The 20,836-nt window shown below is 44.0% G+C and carries 18 protein-coding genes; 16 read left to right on the forward strand and 2 right to left on the reverse strand.

Going from position 1 to position 20,836, the window contains the following annotated elements; genetic code table 11:
• The first annotated feature begins 209 nt into the window (after positions 1–209).
• Positions 210–1,310, forward strand: a complete 1,101-nt coding sequence (locus ACXAEY_RS02450) for an acyltransferase (RefSeq protein WP_474810237.1) — start codon at positions 210–212, stop codon at positions 1,308–1,310.
• Between the two features lie 186 nt (positions 1,311–1,496).
• Positions 1,497–3,014, forward strand: coding sequence for a cell wall-binding repeat-containing protein (locus ACXAEY_RS02455; RefSeq protein WP_474810239.1), 1,518 nt, complete (start codon positions 1,497–1,499; stop codon positions 3,012–3,014).
• Between the two features lie 81 nt (positions 3,015–3,095).
• Here the strand turns inward: ACXAEY_RS02455 and ACXAEY_RS02460 are convergent, their stop codons facing one another.
• A complete protein-coding gene (locus ACXAEY_RS02460) occupies positions 3,096–4,238 on the reverse strand; it encodes an IscS subfamily cysteine desulfurase (protein ID WP_474810240.1) in 1,143 nt (380 codons plus the stop codon).
• A 112-nt stretch (positions 4,239–4,350) separates the two neighbouring features.
• Between ACXAEY_RS02460 and nadB the strand changes: the two genes are divergently transcribed.
• The 7 genes from nadB (at position 4,351) to ACXAEY_RS02495 (ending at position 11,352) form a co-directional block, all read left to right on the forward strand.
• Positions 4,351–5,889: an L-aspartate oxidase gene (nadB, locus tag ACXAEY_RS02465; RefSeq protein WP_474810242.1), complete on the forward strand. Its 1,539-nt coding sequence runs from the start codon at positions 4,351–4,353 to the stop codon at positions 5,887–5,889.
• Positions 5,846–6,688: a carboxylating nicotinate-nucleotide diphosphorylase gene (gene nadC, locus ACXAEY_RS02470; protein WP_474810244.1), complete on the forward strand. Its 843-nt coding sequence runs from the start codon at positions 5,846–5,848 to the stop codon at positions 6,686–6,688. Before nadB ends, nadC begins: the two co-directional genes overlap by 44 nt.
• Positions 6,685–7,788 (forward strand): quinolinate synthase NadA, encoded by a 1,104-nt coding sequence (gene nadA, locus ACXAEY_RS02475; protein ID WP_474810246.1) that lies wholly within the window; start codon positions 6,685–6,687, stop codon positions 7,786–7,788. The genes nadC and nadA overlap by 4 nt, the downstream gene beginning before the upstream one ends.
• Before the next feature lie 65 nt (positions 7,789–7,853).
• A complete protein-coding gene (gene cysQ / locus ACXAEY_RS02480) occupies positions 7,854–8,714 on the forward strand; it encodes a 3'(2'),5'-bisphosphate nucleotidase CysQ (protein WP_474810248.1) in 861 nt (286 codons plus the stop codon).
• A gap of 173 nt (positions 8,715–8,887) precedes the next feature.
• The gene (locus tag ACXAEY_RS02485; protein ID WP_474810250.1) at positions 8,888–10,678 is read left to right on the forward strand and encodes a S9 family peptidase; all 1,791 of its coding nucleotides are present in this window, start codon (positions 8,888–8,890) and stop codon (positions 10,676–10,678) included.
• A 14-nt stretch (positions 10,679–10,692) separates the two neighbouring features.
• Positions 10,693–10,884 (forward strand): hypothetical protein, encoded by a 192-nt coding sequence (locus ACXAEY_RS02490; protein WP_474810252.1) that lies wholly within the window; start codon positions 10,693–10,695, stop codon positions 10,882–10,884.
• 24 nt (positions 10,885–10,908) lie between these two features.
• A complete protein-coding gene (locus tag ACXAEY_RS02495; protein WP_474810253.1) occupies positions 10,909–11,352 on the forward strand; it encodes a DoxX family protein in 444 nt (147 codons plus the stop codon).
• A 48-nt stretch (positions 11,353–11,400) separates the two neighbouring features.
• Here ACXAEY_RS02495 and ACXAEY_RS02500 read toward each other — a convergent pair whose 3' ends face one another.
• Positions 11,401–13,173: a metallophosphoesterase family protein gene (locus tag ACXAEY_RS02500; protein ID WP_474810255.1), complete on the reverse strand. Its 1,773-nt coding sequence runs from the start codon at positions 13,171–13,173 to the stop codon at positions 11,401–11,403.
• A 224-nt stretch (positions 13,174–13,397) separates the two neighbouring features.
• Between ACXAEY_RS02500 and ACXAEY_RS02505 the strand changes: the two genes are divergently transcribed.
• The 7 genes from ACXAEY_RS02505 to ACXAEY_RS02535 all read left to right on the forward strand — a co-directional run bounded on the left by ACXAEY_RS02505 (position 13,398) and on the right by ACXAEY_RS02535 (position 20,818).
• The gene (locus ACXAEY_RS02505) at positions 13,398–14,513 is read left to right on the forward strand and encodes an NAD(P)/FAD-dependent oxidoreductase (protein ID WP_474810257.1); all 1,116 of its coding nucleotides are present in this window, start codon (positions 13,398–13,400) and stop codon (positions 14,511–14,513) included.
• Between the two features lie 361 nt (positions 14,514–14,874).
• Positions 14,875–15,615 carry a YveK family protein gene (locus ACXAEY_RS02510; RefSeq protein WP_270180243.1) on the forward strand — a complete coding sequence of 247 codons (741 nt, stop codon included), beginning with the start codon at positions 14,875–14,877 and terminating at the stop codon, positions 15,613–15,615.
• Entirely contained in the window at positions 15,605–16,315 is a 711-nt protein-coding gene (locus ACXAEY_RS02515) for a CpsD/CapB family tyrosine-protein kinase (RefSeq protein ID WP_474810260.1), read from the forward strand. Before ACXAEY_RS02510 ends, ACXAEY_RS02515 begins: the two co-directional genes overlap by 11 nt.
• Before the next feature lie 43 nt (positions 16,316–16,358).
• Positions 16,359–17,714: a sugar phosphate nucleotidyltransferase gene (locus ACXAEY_RS02520; protein WP_474810262.1), complete on the forward strand. Its 1,356-nt coding sequence runs from the start codon at positions 16,359–16,361 to the stop codon at positions 17,712–17,714.
• A gap of 156 nt (positions 17,715–17,870) precedes the next feature.
• Positions 17,871–18,554 (forward strand): sugar transferase, encoded by a 684-nt coding sequence (locus tag ACXAEY_RS02525; protein WP_474810264.1) that lies wholly within the window; start codon positions 17,871–17,873, stop codon positions 18,552–18,554.
• Positions 18,555–18,565: 11 nt separating this feature from the next.
• Positions 18,566–20,056 (forward strand): oligosaccharide flippase family protein, encoded by a 1,491-nt coding sequence (locus ACXAEY_RS02530; RefSeq protein WP_474810266.1) that lies wholly within the window; start codon positions 18,566–18,568, stop codon positions 20,054–20,056.
• Positions 20,057–20,065: 9 nt separating this feature from the next.
• Positions 20,066–20,818, forward strand: coding sequence for a sugar phosphate nucleotidyltransferase (locus ACXAEY_RS02535; RefSeq protein ID WP_474810268.1), 753 nt, complete (start codon positions 20,066–20,068; stop codon positions 20,816–20,818).
• Positions 20,819–20,836 lie beyond the last annotated feature (18 nt).

The raw sequence follows: 20,836 nt of genomic DNA on the forward strand, positions 1-20,836 counted from the left end.
GCTTTTTCTTTTCCAATAAAATTAAGGTTTTCCATTTCATATCTGTCATTTTCACAAAATTAAATAACAGAAAGATTACTTTTCTATGAAAAATAACGCTAAAAGCTAGATAGTAGGCGAACATTCGTTATAATAATAGCGTTATGTCGAATGATGTAGTATTTTGGATTCTGGCGTAACGCTACTATTTTCAACAGGACGTGACACCTATGAAGAAAAATAAATCAGGTTATATAAATGAGATACATTTTTTACGTGCGATTGCCTGTCTATTTGTTTTAGCTGTTCATGTGACCGGCATCTACTATTCAAAGCACGGCAATACGTTTACTGAATATACGGAGTTTTTTAACCAGATCGGTCGTTTTGGGACACCGATATTTGCTGTCATCAGTGGATTTTTGCTTTTCCTTCAAGTAAAGAAAAAGGGTTTTGATGCGAAGCGATTCTACCATTCTCGCATGGTAAAAATCGGCATGCCATTCTTAATTTGGAGTGTCGTATACCTTGCGCTGATGAAGTTCGTACTGCAAGTCGATATCTTTACTGACTGGAAGCGGTTTGTCGTTGATTTCGCGATGGGAAACTCGTTTTATCATCTTTACTTCATGTCAGTCGTTTTTCAGTTTTACTTGATCTTTCCATTGTTACAGCTTATTCGTACGAAGCTCGGTTGGTGGATTGCGCTCGTACTCGCAATTTTTGCTAACTATTACTTTGTCTACCTCTATTCACCTGAGAATGTCACAGTGGTAAGTCAGTTGATGGAACAACGAGCGATGCTGACGAAGTGGATCTTCTTCTTCGTATTTGGAGGATTTTTAGCTTATAACTGGGATTCGATCCAGAAATTCGGTAAGAAGCTGAACTGGTTTGGATTTATTGGCTTTGCTGCTTTGATCGTGCTGGCCGTTTACGAATACAAAGCAAAAGGTTCAATCGGGAACAATCGATGGACCAACATGATCAACATTCCGGTCATGACGGTAATGGTCATCGGCATGTACCAAGTTGTGAAGAAAGTAGGTTGGATCGAAAAGTTCTTTGCGATGCTTGGAAATTTATCGATGGGAATTTACCTGGTTCATCCACTCGTAATCTTTATGTATTCAAGAACGCTCCCTGAGAGCGTATGGACGACTGAAACAGCACCGCTCATGTTTGCGGTTATTCTTGCAACGTCAATTGGCTTTATCAAAGTTCTCCAGCTGTTCCCGCTAAATCACTATGTGATCACGGTACCGGCGAAGAAGAAACCTGTTTACAAAGAAAGAGAACCAAAGCCAGAGATGACATTAAGCGTAAGGTGACAGGTACCACCCGATATTTGTTACAAGCTGTCGAACAATTATATAGACCTAAGGAAGAGCCCTTCGTGAGGGCTCTTTTTTGTTTACATACTTGTTGATGGTAAGGTTTTACTAATTTTAGAATTCGCCTGTGATGATAGTTTTATTACAAATATTACGGGAACGGGGACTATGGGGTGATTAAATATGCTTACACACAAATTTGGCGTAAGCTTACTATGGGGAATTGGACTTATGGCACTAGTTCTATCGTTCCCTAAAATGGCTGAAGCGGTGGAGATCGATCGAATCTCTGGAAGCGATCGAATCGAAACGGCTGTTGAGGTATCAAAGAAAGGTTGGCCTGATGGTAGTGACACGGTGGTTTTATCAAGAGCAAATGACTTCCCTGATGCCCTCGCCGGAACACCTCTTGCTTATCAAGAAAATGCACCGATTTTACTGACACAATCTACGAAGCTATCAAACGCGACTAAGAAAGAAATTCAGCGGTTAAATCCGACCAACATAATCATACTCGGAGGCCCTGGAGCAGTCTCTCATGACGTGGAAGCATACATAGAAGATGAAATGAATTTAAAAGTGGAGCGGATTTCAGGAAGCGATCGGTTTGAGACGGCAGCGTTGATCGCTGACCGAATGGAGGCAAGTGAAAGAGCGGCCGTTGTGAGTGGTGAGAATTTTCCAGATGCGTTATCGATCGCACCGTATGCAGCATACAGAGGTTATCCAATTTTACTCACGTTAGAAGATAGCATTCCAACTGTTACAGAAACTCGCATTGAATCAAATGAACGAAATTATGTAATCGGAGGCACTGGAGTTATCCCGAATGACGTAGAGGAGGATATCCCAAATTCGATGCGAATTGCTGGGAGTGATCGTTATGAAACTTCCCGTGCTGTTGCGGACGCATTCCCACAGGGCAGTGCAGATGAAGTCTATTTAGCAACTGGTATGGATTTTGCAGATGCATTAGCGGGTTCCGTTTTAGCGGCAAAAACAGATGACTCTCTCCTGTTGATCGAAAAAAACTACGTACCGAATCCTGCGAAGCTTTATATAGCTGATAAAGGATTAACGAAGTTTACGGTCCTTGGGGGCTATGGCGCGATCGATGAATACGTCGATACGGAAGTTTCGTTACCGATCCAACTGTTGTTAGTGAACAAGCAGCGTGATTTGCCATCAACGTATGTTCCTGCAGAGTTAGAGGAACCGAACGTTCCGTTTCCGTTCGATTATGAACACAATAAGCGGAAGATGAACACAATTGCTGTTGCTCACTTGGAAGCATTGTTTGATGGAGCAGAGAGAGCAGGACTCGACCTCTATGCACAATCAGGCTATCGCTCGTATGAACGACAAAAGCGAATCTATGAAAGAAATGTTGAGGAACATGGAGAAGAGTATGCGAATCGAGTAAGTGCAAAGCCTGGTCATAGCGAGCACCAAACCGGTCTAGCAATGGATGTGACGAGTCCAGATGTAGATTATAGATTGGTCGAAGAATTCGCATACACCGATGAAGGGAAATGGGTCGATGCGCATGCACATGAATATGGGTTCATCATCCGTTACCCTGAAGGAGAAGAGCATGTGACAGGCTACAAGTATGAGCCTTGGCACTTACGTTATGTAGGAAAGAACATCGCGACGTATATGAAAAATAATGACCGTGTGCTTGAGGAGTATTTGCGGTAGCCCGTTTTGTAGAGGGTAGAGAAAATAAGACCTGTATGATAAACACCGATCATCGTTAGGATGATCGGTGTTTTTTCGACATTATCCGGGTGGTGCCTGTGAAGTGTAATGCCGTGTGCTTAGTATGCTGCGAATCACTAATGTTGTCTTTTCTAACTCTTCTTTCGTCGTGTGCCTCCCAAAACTGATTCGAACGAGTTCTCTTGCTTCGTCATCGGTACGTCCGATCGCTTTTAATGTTTTGGAAGGGTTTTGCTGACCGATCGAACATGCTGAGCCTGTGGAGACGGCGATTCCTTTTTGATTCAGTTCATTCATCACGTACTGTCCTTCGATTCCTTTCAGCCGCAGTCCTACGATATGAGGAAGCCCTTTATCATCTCCACCTTCGATGACCACATCTGCTCCGTTCAACTCACTCAGTAAAAAGTCTCTTAACGTCTTACTTTGTTGATGAGCGAGCTCCATATTTGTAGTCGATTCTTCTACTGCTGCTGTAAAGGAGAAAATCCCTGGTACATCCACTGTACCCGGTCGAAATCCTTTTTCATGGACGGTTCCGGGTAAGCTTGCTTGCCATGACTGTGACGGATCGATGTAGCATGCTCCTACACCTTTAGGTCCGTATAGTTTATGTGAAGATATGGAGAGAGCGGTAAGGTGCATCTCTTTGACATCGACAGGTAGTTTGCCAAACGTTTGGACCGCATCCGTATGAAACGGGATTCCTCTTTCCATGAGTTCCTTTCCGATTTCTTCGATTGGCTGAAGCGTTCCGATCTCGCTGTTTCCGTGAGCGATCGATACTAAAATCGTATCGTCTCGAATCGCTTCGATCAGGTCATTCAACTTGAACCTACCGTTGTCATCATACGATAGATACGTGACGTCGAATCCATCTTTTTCGAGCTGTTGAAATGTATGGAGGATGGAAGAGTGTTCAGCCTTCGCAGTGATCATGTGACCTGAGGTATGCTTTTTAGCTAGCCCTCGTATCGCTAGAATGTTTGATTCCGTGCCTCCAGAAGTAAAGTACACGCCTGAAGGGTGCCCGTTGATCGATTGAGCGATGGTTTGTCTCGCTACTTCTAGGAGCTGAGCAGCAGAAGTTCCTTCATCGTGCAGGCTTTGTGAATTCGCAAAATACGTGCGTGCCACCTTCGTGTAAACCTCGATTGCGAGGTCAGACATCGGGGTAGTCGCTGCATAGTCCAAATAAATCATTTCGCTCTCCTCATAAAGTTCTGTCTTGTACTTTATTTAAATCTATGTAACTATTAGTGTCAAGACACATGTAAACTTTACAGAGGACAACATCAATTTAGGAGAAGGTAACATGGGTAACTTTTATACAGAAGTACTTGTTATTGGTAGTGGGGTGGCAGGCTTGTTGACTGCTGAGCTTCTCTCTGCGGATAAGAATGTGACGGTTATCACAAAGTCTAAGCTAGGACAAAGCAATTCCAGGCTTGCGCAAGGTGGCATCGCGGCGGTCACGTCGGATGATGATCGTTGGGGAGATCATTTTTTCGATACCATTCAAGCGGGTGTTTTTCATAATAATGAGGAGTTAACAGAGCTTTTAGTAAAAAAAGGCGGCGAGCGAATTCAAGATTTGATCGGCCTAGGTGTGACGTTTGACCGAAACCGTGATGGGTCTTACTCGAGATGCCTTGAAGGTGCACATCGTGTGCCTAGAATCCTGCATGCCGGCGGCGATGCGACTGGTAAAGAGCTCATAGGAACGCTTTTAAAAAGAGTAAAAGAGAGCTGTACGATCATCGAACATCATGCTGCGGTCGATCTCATCGTTGAAAACGGAGCCTGTTCAGGTGCCTGGTTTATGGATTGTGAAGGAAAACAGCTCACAGTAAAAGCGGATCACGTCATCCTTGCTACCGGCGGCGCGGGGCAGCTTTACCCCGTTACGTCAAACGATGCGTCGGTGACAGGTGACGGCATCGCGATGGCTTACCGAGCAGGAGCGCGCGTTTCTGACCTTGAGTTCATGCAGTTTCACCCAACGATGTATGCGGGTGATACCACCTATCTCATATCCGAAGCAGTAAGAGGCGAAGGGGGCGTTTTGGTTACGTCAAAAGGGGAGCGTTTGATGGAAGGAAAGCACGAACTTCTTGATCTCGCGCCAAGAGACGTCGTAGCTCGCGCCATCTATGAGGAGCAGACTCCGGTATACCTCGACATTTCCTCCGTACCTAACTTTGATCAACGTTTTCCAACGATCGCATCGTACCTGACACGAGACGATGCTTCATCAAAAAAAGTTCCTGTCCAGCCAGGAGCACATTTTTTGATGGGTGGGGTGGAAACGAATTGTTACGGAAGAACTACGGTCGAGAACCTTTTTGCGATTGGGGAAGTGGCGAACACTGGTGTTCACGGTGCGAATCGACTCGCGAGTAACTCCCTTCTTGAAGCGGTCGTCTTTGCGAATGAGGCGGCGACTTGGATACGAAATCATAAGCCTGTTCGGCTGAATTTAGATACCGGTTTTCAACCTCTTCACATACCACGGTCCCTGCCAGAGCCCTGCATGTTGCGGAACTTAATGAATGTTCACGTGGGTATTACGAGGCATGAAGCTGGGCTCTCATCAGCGATCGCTGCGTTTGAATTCTATCTAACTAGCAGAAAGAAGCCTGCCTCGAGTATTGAGGAGATCACGACGTTCAATATGATCCAAACAAGCTGGCTGATGGCGACATCAGCATATACGCGGACTGAAAGTCGTGGGGGACATTTTCGTTCTGATTTTCCACTACCAATACAGCATTTCCAGCAAAAAAGGATAACCAGGGGGATCTTTGAAGATGAATGGATTACTACTGAGAAAAAATCTCGAGCAATTTTTTAATGAAGATATCGGTGTAGGAGACCTATCGAGTGAGCTGTTATTCAATTCAACGGAACAAGGTGTTGCAGAGTTCATAGCGAAGGAAGATGGCGTATTTTGTGGTCAAGGTGTGATCGAGCTAGGCTTTCACATGTTAGACGGAAGTTGTTCTATTGAGCTGTACGTGCAAGATGGGGAACGCGTACAAAGTGGAGATGTGATTGCACGGGTTAAGGGTCAGGTAAAAGCGATTCTCACGGGTGAACGCGTCATACTGAACTTGATTCAGCGGATGAGTGGAATAGCAACGATGACGAGTCATGCCGTTTACTTGCTCAGTGATTCACCTACCCGCGTCTGTGATACTCGGAAAACGACGCCAGGGCTGCGGATGCTCGAGAAATATGCCGTTCGCTGTGGCGGAGGGGTGAATCATCGTATCACGCTTGATGGCGGAGTCATGTTGAAAGATAACCATATTGCACAGTGCGGAAGTATTCAACTCGCCGTTGAAGCAGTGCGAAAAAAGGTCGGTCATATGACGAAGATCGAAGTGGAGACGAGTACCGAAGAAGAGGTTAGGGAAGCAGTTGAGGCGAACGCAGACATCATCATGTTTGATAACTGTTCACCAGCTGAAGCGACTTTTTATAATCGACTCGTGCCAAAGTCGATCGTGACAGAAGTGTCGGGCGGGATTACGCTCGATAACCTTATCGATTATAAGGATTGTGGTGTCGATATGATCTCACTCGGTTGTCTCACGCACTCTGTTAAAAGTCTAGATATTAGTCTTCGAATGAAGGGGGAAAAGGAATGAGTATACTCGATGCATTAACGAAGCCGGTTGGCATTCCAGAGAGGTATCACACGTTATCAGAAGAAGAGATGGTTCAGCGCGTGAGTGAAATTAAGAAGGAGCTCGGCGACCGTCTTTATTTGCCTGCTCATCACTATCAAAAAGATGAGGTCGTTCAATTTTCGGATGACACGGGTGATTCGTTGCAGCTTGCTCAGCTAGCCGCGAAAAACAAGAAAGCAGAGACGATCGTCTTTTGCGGGGTCCACTTTATGGCGGAGACGGCAGATATTTTAACAGAGGAACATCAAACGGTCATCCTTCCAGACATGAGGGCAGGCTGTTCGATGGCAGATATGGCAGACATCCATCAGACCGAGCGCGCATGGAAAATGTTGACGGAGTCATTCGGTGAGACCATCCTTCCGTTAACGTACGTGAATTCGACCGCAGCGATCAAGTCGTTTGTTGGGGAGAACGGCGGAGCGACTGTAACGTCATCAAATGCCACGGCTATGGTCGAGTGGGCGTTCACGCAAAAAGAGCGCATTCTCTTTTTGCCAGACCAGCATTTAGGACGAAATACAGCGTACGACCTTGGCATTCCACTAGAAGCGATGGCGGTGTGGGATCCGATATCAGCTCGTCTTGAGTACGACGGAGATTACGAGAATGTGAAGGTGATTCTATGGAAAGGGCATTGTTCTGTTCATGAAAAGTTCACGCTCGATAATATTGCACAAGTTCGAGATGACATGCCAGGTGTGAACGTCATCGTTCACCCTGAGTGCACGTTTGAAGTCGTGCAGAAATCTGATTTTGCAGGATCTACAAAGATGATCATAGAAACGATTGAGCGGGCACCATCAGGCTCGTCATGGGCAATCGGTACAGAGATGAATCTCGTGAATCGTATTATTCAGGACCATCCTGATAAAAACATCGTGTCACTGAATCCGAATATGTGCCCATGTCTTACGATGAATCGCATCGACCTACCTCACCTTCTCTGGTCTCTTGAAGAAGTTCTCGCAGGTAGGAAAACAAACCAAATTTCAGTGGATGAAAAGACAGCGAAGTTTGCAAAGGATGCATTGAACCGCATGTTAGAACGCGCGTAGCCCCTTTGCATACAGTAGTAGGGATGAGGTGTGCCTCACCATGATTTCGGAAAGGAGTGGGCGCATTGGTAAGTGATACGGACTTACTTAACGTTATTCATACCTCAGTGAATGCTGGAAAAGCGATGATGAAGGTTTATGGAAGCAGTGATTTTCAAATTGAGAAAAAGAGCGATGCATCGCCTTTAACGGTCGCTGACAAGTTGTCGCATGACACAATCGTAAAGGGATTGAACGCGCTTATCGTAGATTACCCGATTCTAAGTGAAGAAGGAAGTCATCTAGGGTACGATGAGCGAAAGAAATGGGAACGTTTCTGGCTTGTCGACCCGCTCGATGGCACGAAGGAGTTTATTAAACGAAACGGAGAATTCACAGTAAACATTGCTCTTATTCATAGGGGGAAACCTGTTTTTGGAGTCGTTTATGTACCAGTGATTGACACACTATATGTTGGAGATGTAGACAGAGGGTCTTATAAGATCGAGAAGGTTTCCGAGGGGAGCTATTCTTCCTATAAGTCTTTGATCGAAAGTGATAGTGGTCACCGTCTTCCTTTACACGTACGAAAGGAAGGGATGATCACAGCAGTAGCGAGCCGGTCTCATCCATCACCTGAAACGAAGGAGTTCCTCGATGGTTTGAAGGAGAAGTATGGAAAAGTGGCTGTCGCATCAGCAGGAAGTTCATTGAAGCTTTGTCTCGTTGCTGAAGGAGCGGCGGATGTCTATCCACGCTTCGCTCCAACAATGGAGTGGGATACCGCAGCAGGTCATGCCGTTGTTCAGGGTGCAGGTGGCAAAGTGGTTCATTCGACAAATTCGACAGGTGACAGGCACTTTTCGACAGGTGACAGGCACCTGGAATATAACAAGATGGACTTAACGAACCCCTGGTTTATTGTCTGGAGGCAGGGATTGGGGTAGTTGCCTCTACACGAAAGATTAACTGAAGCTTTGTTCTAACACTTAGAAGGTGAACTTCCACATTAGGAAGTTCATCTTTTATTTGGATATATTTGTTAACGGACAAGGAGTTTCTCTCTCAGTTTCGAAATAGGTATACAGGTTGCAGTAATTATACTTGGAGGGATCACGAAATGATTGAATTTGAAAAGCCAGATGTAGAACAATTTTTTCAAACGCTAGGCATTCAGACATTTGATGTTAGTCCAGATGAAAAGCAGATGGTCTTCAGTACAAACTTAAATGGAACGTTTAATTTATGGGCGATGGATCTTCCACACACTTTTCCTTACCCGATATCATTTGAGAACCAGGGCTGTCAGGAGGTCTTTTATGATAAAAGCGGATCTTTTATCGTGGCAGTAATGGATCGAGACGGTGATGAGAACGGACAGATCTATGCGATTCCTACATATGGTGGAAAGGTGAAAGCTCTAAGAGAAGCAGAAGGGCATCGCCATGATATGCCGTTTCTATCCGACGATAGCAAGCGCCTTTATTATACGTCGAACAAAGAGAACGAAACCTTCTTGAAAGCTTACTCTTATAACCTTGAAACAGGGGAAGAAGATACGGTTCTAGAGGGAAAGGAAGCCATGGTGTTTCTTTTCGATAAAAGTCCCGAAGAGAAAAGCTTTCTCTATGGAGAATTTTATACGAATACATACTCACTTCCTTACGTGAAGCGTGACGATGAACACATTCTATTAACGCCTGACAAAGACACCGAGCATACCTTTGATGGTGCAGTTTTCACTTCAGAAACCGTTGTGTATTTGATAACGAACTATGGCGAAGATTTTTCCTATCTTGCGAAGTTCGACCTAGAGTCGAGAGCCTTTGAAAGAGTGCTTCAGCTAGAGAGTGAAAGTTTTACGGACATCGTATTTGACCGTAAGAGTCACACACTCTACCTCACGAGCGAAAAAGGTGTTCAAGATTATTTTTATCAGTATCAGATTGATTCTGGAAAACTCGAGAAAATCGAAACGCCTGTAAACGTGATTGAGAAGGTGATCGTTGGTGGTAAAGGGGGCGTCTATGTTCAGGGGAGCTCTCCTACAGTTCCGTCTAATATTTATAAAAAAACAGACCGAGGGTGGACGAACCTTACGAACTACACCGTACCCGGTGTAGCCAAAGAAGATATGGTCGAACCAAACGTCGTCACGTACTCGTCATTTGATGGACTTGAGATCGAAGCACAGTATTTTAAAGCAAAAGAAGAAAGTAGTAACGGTCATGTGATCTTTTGGCCGCATGGAGGTCCTCAAGTTGCTGAACGAGCGTCTTTCCGTTCACTGTTTCAATTCCTGCTTCACAGAGGGTATAGTATTTTTGCGCCGAACTTCCGTGGGTCAACTGGGTACGGGCTCTCTTTTAAACGAATGGTAGAAGGGGATTGGGGAAATGGTCCTCGTCTTGATAATGTTCACGGAATCGAATGGTTAGTCAATGAAGGCCATGTGGACCGGGATAAGATTCTATTGATGGGCGGTAGCTACGGCGGCTACATGGCGCTTCTTTTACACGGTAGACACCCAGAGTATTTTAAAGCAGTCGTCGATATTTTTGGTCCGAGTAATTTGTTCAGTTTCCTTGATACAGTGCCTGAGCACTGGAAACCAGCGACGAAGAAGCTAGTCGGTGACCCGATCACAGACAAAGAGGAGCTGATCGAAGCATCCCCTCATACGTATCTTTCTACGATGACGAAACCGATGCTCGTGATTCAGGGAGCGATGGACCCACGGATTGTAAAAGCGGAATCCGATCAAATCGTCGAGGCGTTAAAGCAAAAAGGTAGAAAGGTAGATTACCTCGTTTTAGATGATGAAGGACACGGATTCTCGAAAAAAGAAAATGAGATGAGGGTTTATCGGAAAGTGTTAACGTTTTTTGATGAATGCATTTCAACACGTTAGGAAGGAAGAACGACATGCTAAGTTTGGAACAAATGAAAAAACGGATTACGGAGTTAGACGGATCAGACGCAAGGAGTGCGCTCATGATCACGTACGCTAACCTGCAGATGGTCAAGGCGGGGGACGGTAAGTTTACGAGTGAAGAATGTGTTGACCAGCTGTTGAATTTTTTTAATAGTATTCCAGAAACTGAGGATAAGTCGTGAGAGGACATAGGCAAGCCGCATTAAATGATTACTAGATCTCCAAGCGTTACAATAGGTGTATCACCAAAAAAGGAGATCATTATGAAGCACATCATACGCATCATTGCACTTGTCTTATTTGCACTCTTTTTCATATTCGCAGGTGTTGCTCACTTTTCTCAAGGGGAAGGGTTTGCCGCCATGCTGCCAGAGTGGGTGCCGTTTCGCTTAGGAATCATCTATGTAACGGGGATCATTGAAATTCTTCTTGCGGTTCTCCTTCTGCTGCCTGCTACACGAAAGCAAGCACGTTTTTGGACAGCGGTTTATCTGGTGGCGATTTTTCCAGCGAATATTTATGCGGCCATCGCTGGGATACCAGCTCCAGGTCAGGAAGAAGCGAACGAGACACTGCTGTGGATCAGACTTCTCTTTCAACCGCTTTTAATCTGGTGGGTCCTTTGGGCTGCGGCTCCGAAAAAATCATAGCACAAAGAAAAAGAGCTTATAGGCGAATGCCTTATAAGCTCTTTCTGCTTATTTTACGACGATTTCTTTTGAGCTCTTCGCAGGTACCGTGATTTCAACTTCAATGCGCTGCTTGTCTCCAGATGCAGTGTTTTGCGTTACAGTTCCTTCAGAAACGCTGTAGTCTCCTTTTACTAAATAAAATGGAACCGTTACTGTCATTTCTTTATCAAGACGATTGGTAATCGTCGCTGTTTGATTGGATGCATGTCCATCATTGCTATTTTTATAGCTGGATTCAAGAGACATCACACCGCTCTCCGTATCACCATTCTCGTAAACGGGTACAGAGTGATGAGGATTCTGGTAGTTATAATTCACAACGTCGCCATCTTTTACTTCAAGCGGACGGAAGCCGACGTATGGCTTACCGCTAAGCTCGAGAGAAGTTGATGTTGTATAAAGGATGCCGTCTTCTTTCGTAACGTTATCGATGTGAGTATGACCATGTAAGCTAATATCCACGTTGTGCTGCTTCATCACCTCGATCAGTTCATGGGCGTTTTCGCCGTGCCACTGCTGATCATATTGAATGCCTAGCTTTTCTCCAAGTACTAGTGTTTCTAACGACTGAGGGTTGTGCTTCGCGTCATATTGCTCCCAGTACTTTTGTACATCTGGATCTTCTTTTGGCCAAATGTCACGGTCTCGCCATAGCGGATTATGGTGAGAGAACAGCCCTCTAATTTGGTTTGGCTGTGCGGTTTGAGCATTTTTCTCAAGATCTTGCTTTACCCAATCGAGCTGCTTCTCACGAATTTGTCCGCCCCAAGTTGGAACCGACACCGTTCCGTGTCCTTGACGGTCAAACTTGTGCCAGTCGAATGAGTTGTATCCGATGAAGTGAGCGTAAGGACCGTAATCGAATGAGAAGTATTGAGGTCCAAAATACTGTTCCCAATATTTCGCTCCGTCTGCTAGTGTCGCATCTTGCGCGTAGTAATCGTGATTACCTGGAACAAGGTACACTGGGACTTCCAGCTGTTGAAGCATGCGGTACGTTTCTTCATATTCATAGATGTATTCTTGCGGGTTCATCTGCCCATACATCAAATCTCCCGTCACGACTACGAAATCTGGATTCTTCAGATTCACTTCTTTAATCGCTTTTTGAAGGTAAAGCCAGCGATCCTCTTCCTTAGGGCTCCACATGCCAGCTTCCTTCGTTCGACCAGGGTCTACTGTGGAAACATCATCTTGGTTACCTAGATTACGAGGCGAACCGATATGTGTGTCTGTCAGGTGTAAAAACTCAAAGTCTTTATCAAACTCATCGACAACGTTGACTGAATGGGGCTGCTCATCGGAATGACGCTGACCATTCGCTGTATATTCAACCTGTAAATCATAGAGCTCTTCGGGTATGTCTTCAGGAATCGTAACAGTCACATCATAGATTTTCTCACTATCCTTCCAATGTGATTTCCCGATCGAGATATCTTTCACTGGTAGGTTATGCGTTTCTGTTATCGCTGAATTACTGTTTGGTTTTAGGATAACATCCCAACTAGCTGCTTCTTTCCCGTGGGTATCGATCTGCATCGTTAAGACCTGACCCTTTTTCTTTATTGCGGGTGTAGCGAAAAGGGGATAGATGATATCGTTGATCTTTTTATCAACCGATACGTTCGGTGCAAGGTCGGTAAAATTCGTCGTGTTGCCAATCCCTCCGTCACGCTTTCCGACTGTATCTATTGAACTTTCTGCTGCTGATAAAGCAGAAAATGGTGCGATCAATACTAGCATCATGATGATTGCAAAAACTGCTTTTAGCTTGTGCATCTAATGTATTGCCTCCTTTTATGAAGTCAGCCTTATTGTAACGAATATGTGTAAATCCTGTGTTAACAAGCGATTACAAAACGCCTATTAAAATGTAAATCCTTCTGAATTTTTGTTAAACAAACGTTTGATTGAACCAATTTATGGATGAATAGGGTGAATTGAGGGGATGAAGGTTATCCTGTAAAATAGCTAGAAAGAAAGAAGAAGAAAAGGTGTATGTCATGAAATCAGTTATTGTCATCGGAGCAGGTATTGTTGGAGCATCTACGGCCTATCACCTCGCTAAAAAAGGGTTTGCCGTTACCGTGATCGACCGAAACGATCGTGGACAGGCAACGGAAGCTGCGGCAGGTATCGTCTGTCCTTGGCTTACGAATCGAAAGAACGGGACGTTTTATAGACTTGTGGAAGCGGGGGCGAGGTATTATCCGCATTTGATCGAAGCGCTAAAAAATGATGGTGAGAGTGAAACAGGCTATAAGCGTGTTGGAGCGATCAATATTTATTCTGGTGAAACGAAGTTAGAGAAAAAATTGAATATGGCGCTCGAGAGGCGAAAAGATACGCCAGAGATGGGCGAGGTAAGGGAACTATCGAAAGGAGAAACGAAGGCGATGTTTCCGCCGCTGTCTGATCGGTTTGGAGCGGTGTATGTCGGAGGAGCGGCAAGAATCCATGGGGCTGCGCTCAGGGATGCTCTTATTCGTGCGGCAGAAAAAAATGGTGCACGCTTGATAGGAGGAGACGCTTCACTGAAATGGGAAGGTTCACAGATCAAAGGTGTCTTTGTGAATCATGAAGAGCATCTAGCAGACGAAGTCATCGTAACCGGTGGAGCGTGGGCAAAAGAATTGATCGAGCCACTCGGGATGACATTTCATGTTTCACCTCAGAAGGCTCAGATCGTTCATTTACAGCTGCCAGGAACAGAGACCGGTGACTGGCCGATCGTGATGCCGCCGTTCGTTCAATATTTCTTACCTTTTGAAGATGGAAAGATCGTTGTTGGTGCAACGCAGGAAGATGAAGCTGGGTTTGATGGTCGTGTGACGATGGGCGGAATCAACCATATTATTGAGCGAGCACTGAAAGTTGCCCCAGGATTAGAAATGAGTACGTATGTCGAAACGAAAGTTGGCTTCCGTCCGTTTACACCTGGAAACCTTCCTGTCGCGGGTGCCGTACCTTATGTGAACGGGCTCTACATTGTAAATGGACTCGGCGCATCCGGCTTGACGAGCGGACCATTTCTCGGAGCCGAACTAGCTCGATTGATCGCTAAGGAAGAAACAGAGCTCGACTTAAGAGAGTATGATCCGGGGAGGGCATTCGAATAGGACGGTGCCTGTCACCACCCGGTTTGGCTCGATTGGTGTCGAAGGATTTCGTTCACTTTGGAGAACAAAATTAGCTGCGTTAAATGTTGGTATACCTTCTAGTGTTCAAATGTACAATATAACGAACGGTTTTATAACTGTTCATCTAACGCTGCATTGGTAGTTCTTTATGCTCACTTATCCCGTTCTACACTACATATAAAGCCTTCAATACTAGTGTTAAATAGGAATTTACGTAGAAAATAGTAAACTAGTAAATAGTTCGTATTGTGTTCTTTATAAAAAACGTTATAATATGAGTAAGAACTTTTTAAAGAACAGTCATGTTAGGTAACAAAAATTATACATGATGGAGGTAGTGATGGAAGAAACGATCAATCTCAAAGAAGTCCTAGGTGTGTTGAAGAAGCGGATCTTTATGATCATTTCACTCGTTATTTTATCTGCAGTCGTAAGTGCGGTTCTATCACTCTATTTTTTGACTCCTACCTATGAAGCTTCTACTCAAATTCTCGTGCATCAATCGAACAAGGATACGCAAGTCGATGGCAATCAGCTTCAAACGGATTTGGATCTGATCAATACGTATAACGTTATCATCAAAAGTCCTCTTATTCTAAACGAAGTCATAAAGAAAATGAATCTAGATTTAACTCCTCAGGAACTCAATGCTCAAATCGAAGTAGCGAATGCAGAAGAATCTCAAGTTGTAGAAATTTTTGTACAAGACAGTGAGCGAGACAAAGCGATGCAGATCGCGAACGAGATCGTTAGTGTTTTTCAGGCTGAAATCAGCACGATCATGAACGTTAATAACGTAAGTGTGCTATCGAGTGCTCAAGAGAGTACGAGTTTAGAGCCAATCAGTCCTCAACCGGTAATCAATGTCGGGATCGCACTCGTCCTTGGTTTAGCATTTTCCATCGCTCTCGCATTTTTCTTAGAGTATATGGATAATTCGATTAAAACGGATAAGGATATCGATGAAGTACTTGGCGTTCCGACTCTTGGAATCATCAACTACAATGAACCGAAAAAACTGATGCAGGTACAGAGTAATGTGAAAAAAGTGAAGTCAGGAGGGAATGCAATTGGGTCATAAAGAACATGAGTCTGTTCTGATCAGCCGAACTCTTGGGAGGGTCGCCTACCAGTCGAAGCACTTACCGATCTCAGAAGGCTTTCGTACCCTAAGAACAAACATTCAGTTCTCAACAGGTCGGAAGCAAGTGAAAACGCTAGTGATTACCTCCTCACAATCTGGTGATGGCAAAACAACGACCTCTTCAAACCTCGCGATCGTCATGGCGCAACAAGGAAAAAAGGTGCTGTTGATCGATGCGGATATGAGGAAGCCGAGCTTGCACTCGATCTATCACTTGCCAAATCGTAAAGGATTGTCGACCGTTCTTTCAGGGCAACAGCAGCTTGAAGATATGATTATTCCGACCGACATTCCTAGGTTAGATTTACTAACGAGTGGACCGGTTCCCCCAAACCCTTCAGAACTATTAGGCTTTGAAGAGATGGAGGTTCTTATCAACCAGGCGAGGGACCTATATGACTTTGTTATCATCGATACACCTCCATTACTGGTCGTATCTGATGCTCAGATCTTGTTGAATTTATGCGAGATGTCCCTTTTAGTTTTAAAAAGTGGTAAAACAACAAAAGTCGATGCGAAGAAAGCCATTCACTTAATGGAAAAAGCGGAGGCTAAATTTCTTGGAGTTTCGTTAAATCAAAACAAAGAGAAGAAAGTAAAAGATGCGTATTATTATAATGAAGAAGTGGCGCGGTGATATGCAGCATTGTTCTTAAAAAAGAACGGAAAGGAGTACGCGTATGAACGTCGTTTTACTTTCTGGCGGATCTGGTCAACGCCTATGGCCCCTTTCGAACGATTCAAGGTCAAAACAATTTTTAAAAATATTATCTAATGAAGGTGGAAATCAGTCGATGGCACAACGAGTGTGGGGACAGCTGAAAAAAGCTCAGCTTTCGTCATCAACACTGATTTCAACGAGCAAATCACAGGTAGATATGATCATTGATCAGATCGGTCGTGATGTTCCACTCGTAATAGAACCTGAACGTAGAGATACATTTCCTGCAATCGCTCTCGCCGCAGCTTACTTATACTCTGTGAAAAGTGTCCCTCTTGAAGAGGTAGTGACTGTATTGCCAGTCGATCCTTATGTAGACGATGCGTTCTTTCAGACGATCAAAGAGCTAGAGCATACTGTCACAAACTCGAAAGCAAACTTAGCTCTCATTGGAGCATTACCTACGCATCCTTCCGAAAAGTACGGTTATATCGTGCCTGATCAACATGATTCCTCACCGTATATGAACGTAAAACAATTTATCGAAAAGCCTAAAGAAGAAGTTGCACAATCGATCATCAAGGAGAACGGTCTTTGGAACTGTGGCGTTTTCGCTTTTAAGTTAGACTATATTATTTCGTACCTTCAACAAAATAGATTTCCGATTCAATATGATGAGCTGTTAAAAAGCTATCATCTTCTACCGAAGAAAAGCTTCGATTACGAAATTGTAGAGAAGGAACCGGACATTGTTGTACTTCCTTATAAAGGGTTTTGGAAAGACCTTGGCACATGGAACACGCTAACGGAAGAAATGAAAACACATCAGATCGGTCCCGGAAAAGCATGTGAACGATCAATAAATACGCACATCATCAATGAATTAGACATACCAGTTGCTGTGCTCGGTATATCGAACACTGTGGTTGTAGCAAGCCATGATGGCATTCTTGTCACGGAGAAGGAAGCAAGTCCGACGATTAAATCCGTGCTGAGCAGTATCGAGAAACAAGCCAGGTATAAGGAGCATAGCTGGGGATGGTGGAAAGAACTCGATCGCTCCTATGCAGATGACGAAGTGCTTACTAGAAAAGTAGTCGTGAAGGGAGGGAAACATCTCACATTCGAAACTGGTCATGATCGCACCGTCACTTGGAATGTAACGAAAGGAACAGGTAGTATCCAACTCCAAGATTCCACACAAATCATCCAACCAGGAGTCGTTTTTTCCCTTAAAGCTGGAGAATCCATTACGGTACGGACAAAAGAAGAAGTCGAGATCATCGAAATTCAAAGAGGGTCAAAGCACGCGCTCAAAAAGCTTACTTATTCAAATGAGAAATGGGAAGAAGTCGAGAAGGCAATTTCACTCTAACGAAAATGATGGCTTGAAAGGGGATTTGCTGAGAAGATATTGGACCGTCTCATCCAAACCTGTTGCCTGTTTGTTCTTTATTAAGAATCATTTGCGGGGGAACCATAATTCTAGTTATTTGTGAGGGGGAAAGAGAAAGTAAAGGAGGTCTTTTCTTTGCAGGGCAGCAAAATACGGGTAAGTCCTAGTAGAAAACTTCACGTACCTTCACCTTCTATCTACACTGCAGAAGAAAAGCGTTATCTGATCTACAAGAGGCTCATCGATCTTTTTTTAGCAGTTGTAGGTCTCATTTTGTTAAGCCCATTATTCCTTATCGTCGCTTTCTTAATTAAAGGGGAAGACCCGAAAGGAAGTATTTTGTTCAAGCAAATTAGAGTTGGAGAAAATGGTAAAACCTTTTACATGTACAAATTCCGTTCCATGGTCGCAAATGCAGAAGATCGATTGTATGAACTGCTCGATTACAACGAAGCAGAAGGTGCTCTATTCAAAATGAAAGAAGATCCGAGAGTAACGAAGATCGGACGTTTCATTCGAAAGACGAGTATCGATGAATTTCCTCAGCTATGGAACGTGCTGAAGGGTGAAATGAGTATTGTCGGTCCAAGGCCACCGCTTGAGCGTGAGATCGTGGAATATACCGAGCATGATTTGCAACGCTTAACGGTAATCCCAGGGTGTACGGGGTTATGGCAGGTGAGTGGTAGGAGCAGTCTAGGTTTTTCTGAGATGGTCGCTCTAGATCTCAAGTACATTAAGACGAGGTCTCTCGGTATCGATTTTAAAATCATTTGCAAAACGTTTATGGTCCTTTTTCGGTCTGATAATGCTTACTAGGGAGTGCTATTATGCTTAGGGACTCGATTTTATTATCAGGCTATCGCATGGCAAAATCACTTGTCGCTCTCTTCACCATGATGATTCTTGCTAGAATTCTTTCCGTCAGTGAAATGGGGATTTATCAGCAAATTTTGTTGATTGCGATCATGGTTGGAGCGTTAGTACCATTTGAAATGCAAACCACATTCACCTATTTCTACAACAAGACGAATGACGCTGAAGAGAAAGCGCGTGTCCTTTCCAATACGTTCATCACGCTCTTAGCACTAGGTTTGTGCACATTGCTTTCCTTCATGCTGATATTCCACAATGGTTTCATCCTTGAAGATAGCTATTTAAGAAAGTATGCGCTTTGGTTAGGATTATGGTGTTTTGCTACAATTCTAGGAAGCTATCTAGAGAACTTATTTCTTTCGGTAGGTAGAGTAAAAGTATTCAGCATCTTTACACTCAGCTACTACTTTATTTATCTCCTATTGGTCGTGTATGTCGCCTATAAAACGAAAGATCTTTACTTGATCGTCATGACGATCGGGACAATGGAGATCGCTCGTGTGATTCTTCTCCACCTTACGTTTTTATCACTTGAAAACGTTCAGTTCTCATTCGATATGGGCCTGATCAAGCGTCAATTTCAATATACCTTCTCATTAGGGTCCGTAACAGCGCTCGATGTGATCATGCAATCAACAGATAAGATTATCGTGAGTCTGTTTTTCGCCGTTGAAACGTTTGCCATCTTCTCAATTGCGGCAAAAGAAGTTCCGTTCATGGCGATCATTACGGTGTCGGTCATCACGGCGATGCTTCCAAGGCTAAGCGGAATCTATAATGTCGATCGTGATCAAGACCGTGCGATGAACCTTTGGTCATCAACGAGTCGTTCACTTGCTGTCATCATCTTTCCGCTGTTCTGGATCTTACTTTTTTATCATCAGCAGTTCATCGAGATCATCTATTCAGACGTGTATTTAAGCGCATCGCTTATTTTCGTGATCTATCTGCTGAAATTCCCACTGCGGTTTACCGTTTTTTATACGCTCCTACAAATCTCGGGAAACGAAAAACTGCTCCTTCACAACACGATCATCACCGTTGTTCTCAATATCGCATTAAGTTTCCTGTTTCTATTCTTCTTCGGTTATCTTGGCGTTGCTGCTGCAACAGTATTGGCGGCTTATATCGGGGTGTACCTTCAACAAAGGGATGTCTCGAAAATATTTAACATTAAAAAACGCGATTTACTTCCCTACAAGCAGATTTTACTGACATTCATCAATTCAGGAATCATCGCCCTTGGCGTGTACATGATGACGATGATGCTCATTCCGATGCATCGATTCGTATCCTTTATTATAGGCGGAGTTTTCATCATGATTCTCTCTTTAGTCCTTTCTGCTTTTAGAAGAGAGGTCGATCTTTCTCGCTTCGTTAAGTCGAAAAGGATCTTGTTCAATAAAGGAGAGAAGCGTCGTGATGACAAACAGAAAATCATATGAGGTGATAACATGAAAGGAATCATTCTTGCCGGCGGAACTGGTTCACGGTTGTATCCTTTAACAAAAGTCACGAACAAGCACCTGCTGCCTGTAGGGAAGTATCCGATGATCTATCACTCGATTTACAAACTGAAAGAAGCTGATATTAAGGATATCTTGATTGTGACAGGACGTGAACACATGGGTGATGTGGTGAATCTACTCGGTAGTGGGCATGAATTTGATGTGACGTTCACATACAAAGTCCAGGATAATGCGGGAGGAATTGCTGAAGCGCTGGGACTTGCAAAACCGTTTGTAGGTAGTGAAAAAATGGTCGTTATTCTTGGGGATAACATTTTCTCTGATGATCTTTCTACTTATATCCGAAACTATGATCTTCAACCTAGTGGCGCAAAAATTTTAATCAAGGAGGTAGATGATCCACAGCGGTTTGGTGTACCTGAATTGATGAAAGATCGCATCCTTTCGATCGAAGAGAAACCAGCGATTCCAAAATCGACCTACGCAGTGACAGGTATCTATATGTACGATCCTTACGTATTCGATGTCATCGATGGCTTGAGACCTTCCGATCGAGGTGAATTGGAGATCACAGACGTGAACAATGCCTACATCAGAAAAGGAAACTTAACGTTCGATATTCTTTCAGGGAACTGGACGGACGCCGGTACTCATAAGTCGTATGCGCTTGCGAATCGATTGACTGAGGAAGTAGATTTTAGCACGTTATTCCAAAAAGAAGCGCTTCTCATGAAGTAGAAACGAAGGGGGTCAGGT

The sequence above is a fragment of the Anaerobacillus sp. ABA4_114 genome (assembly GCF_056159065.1).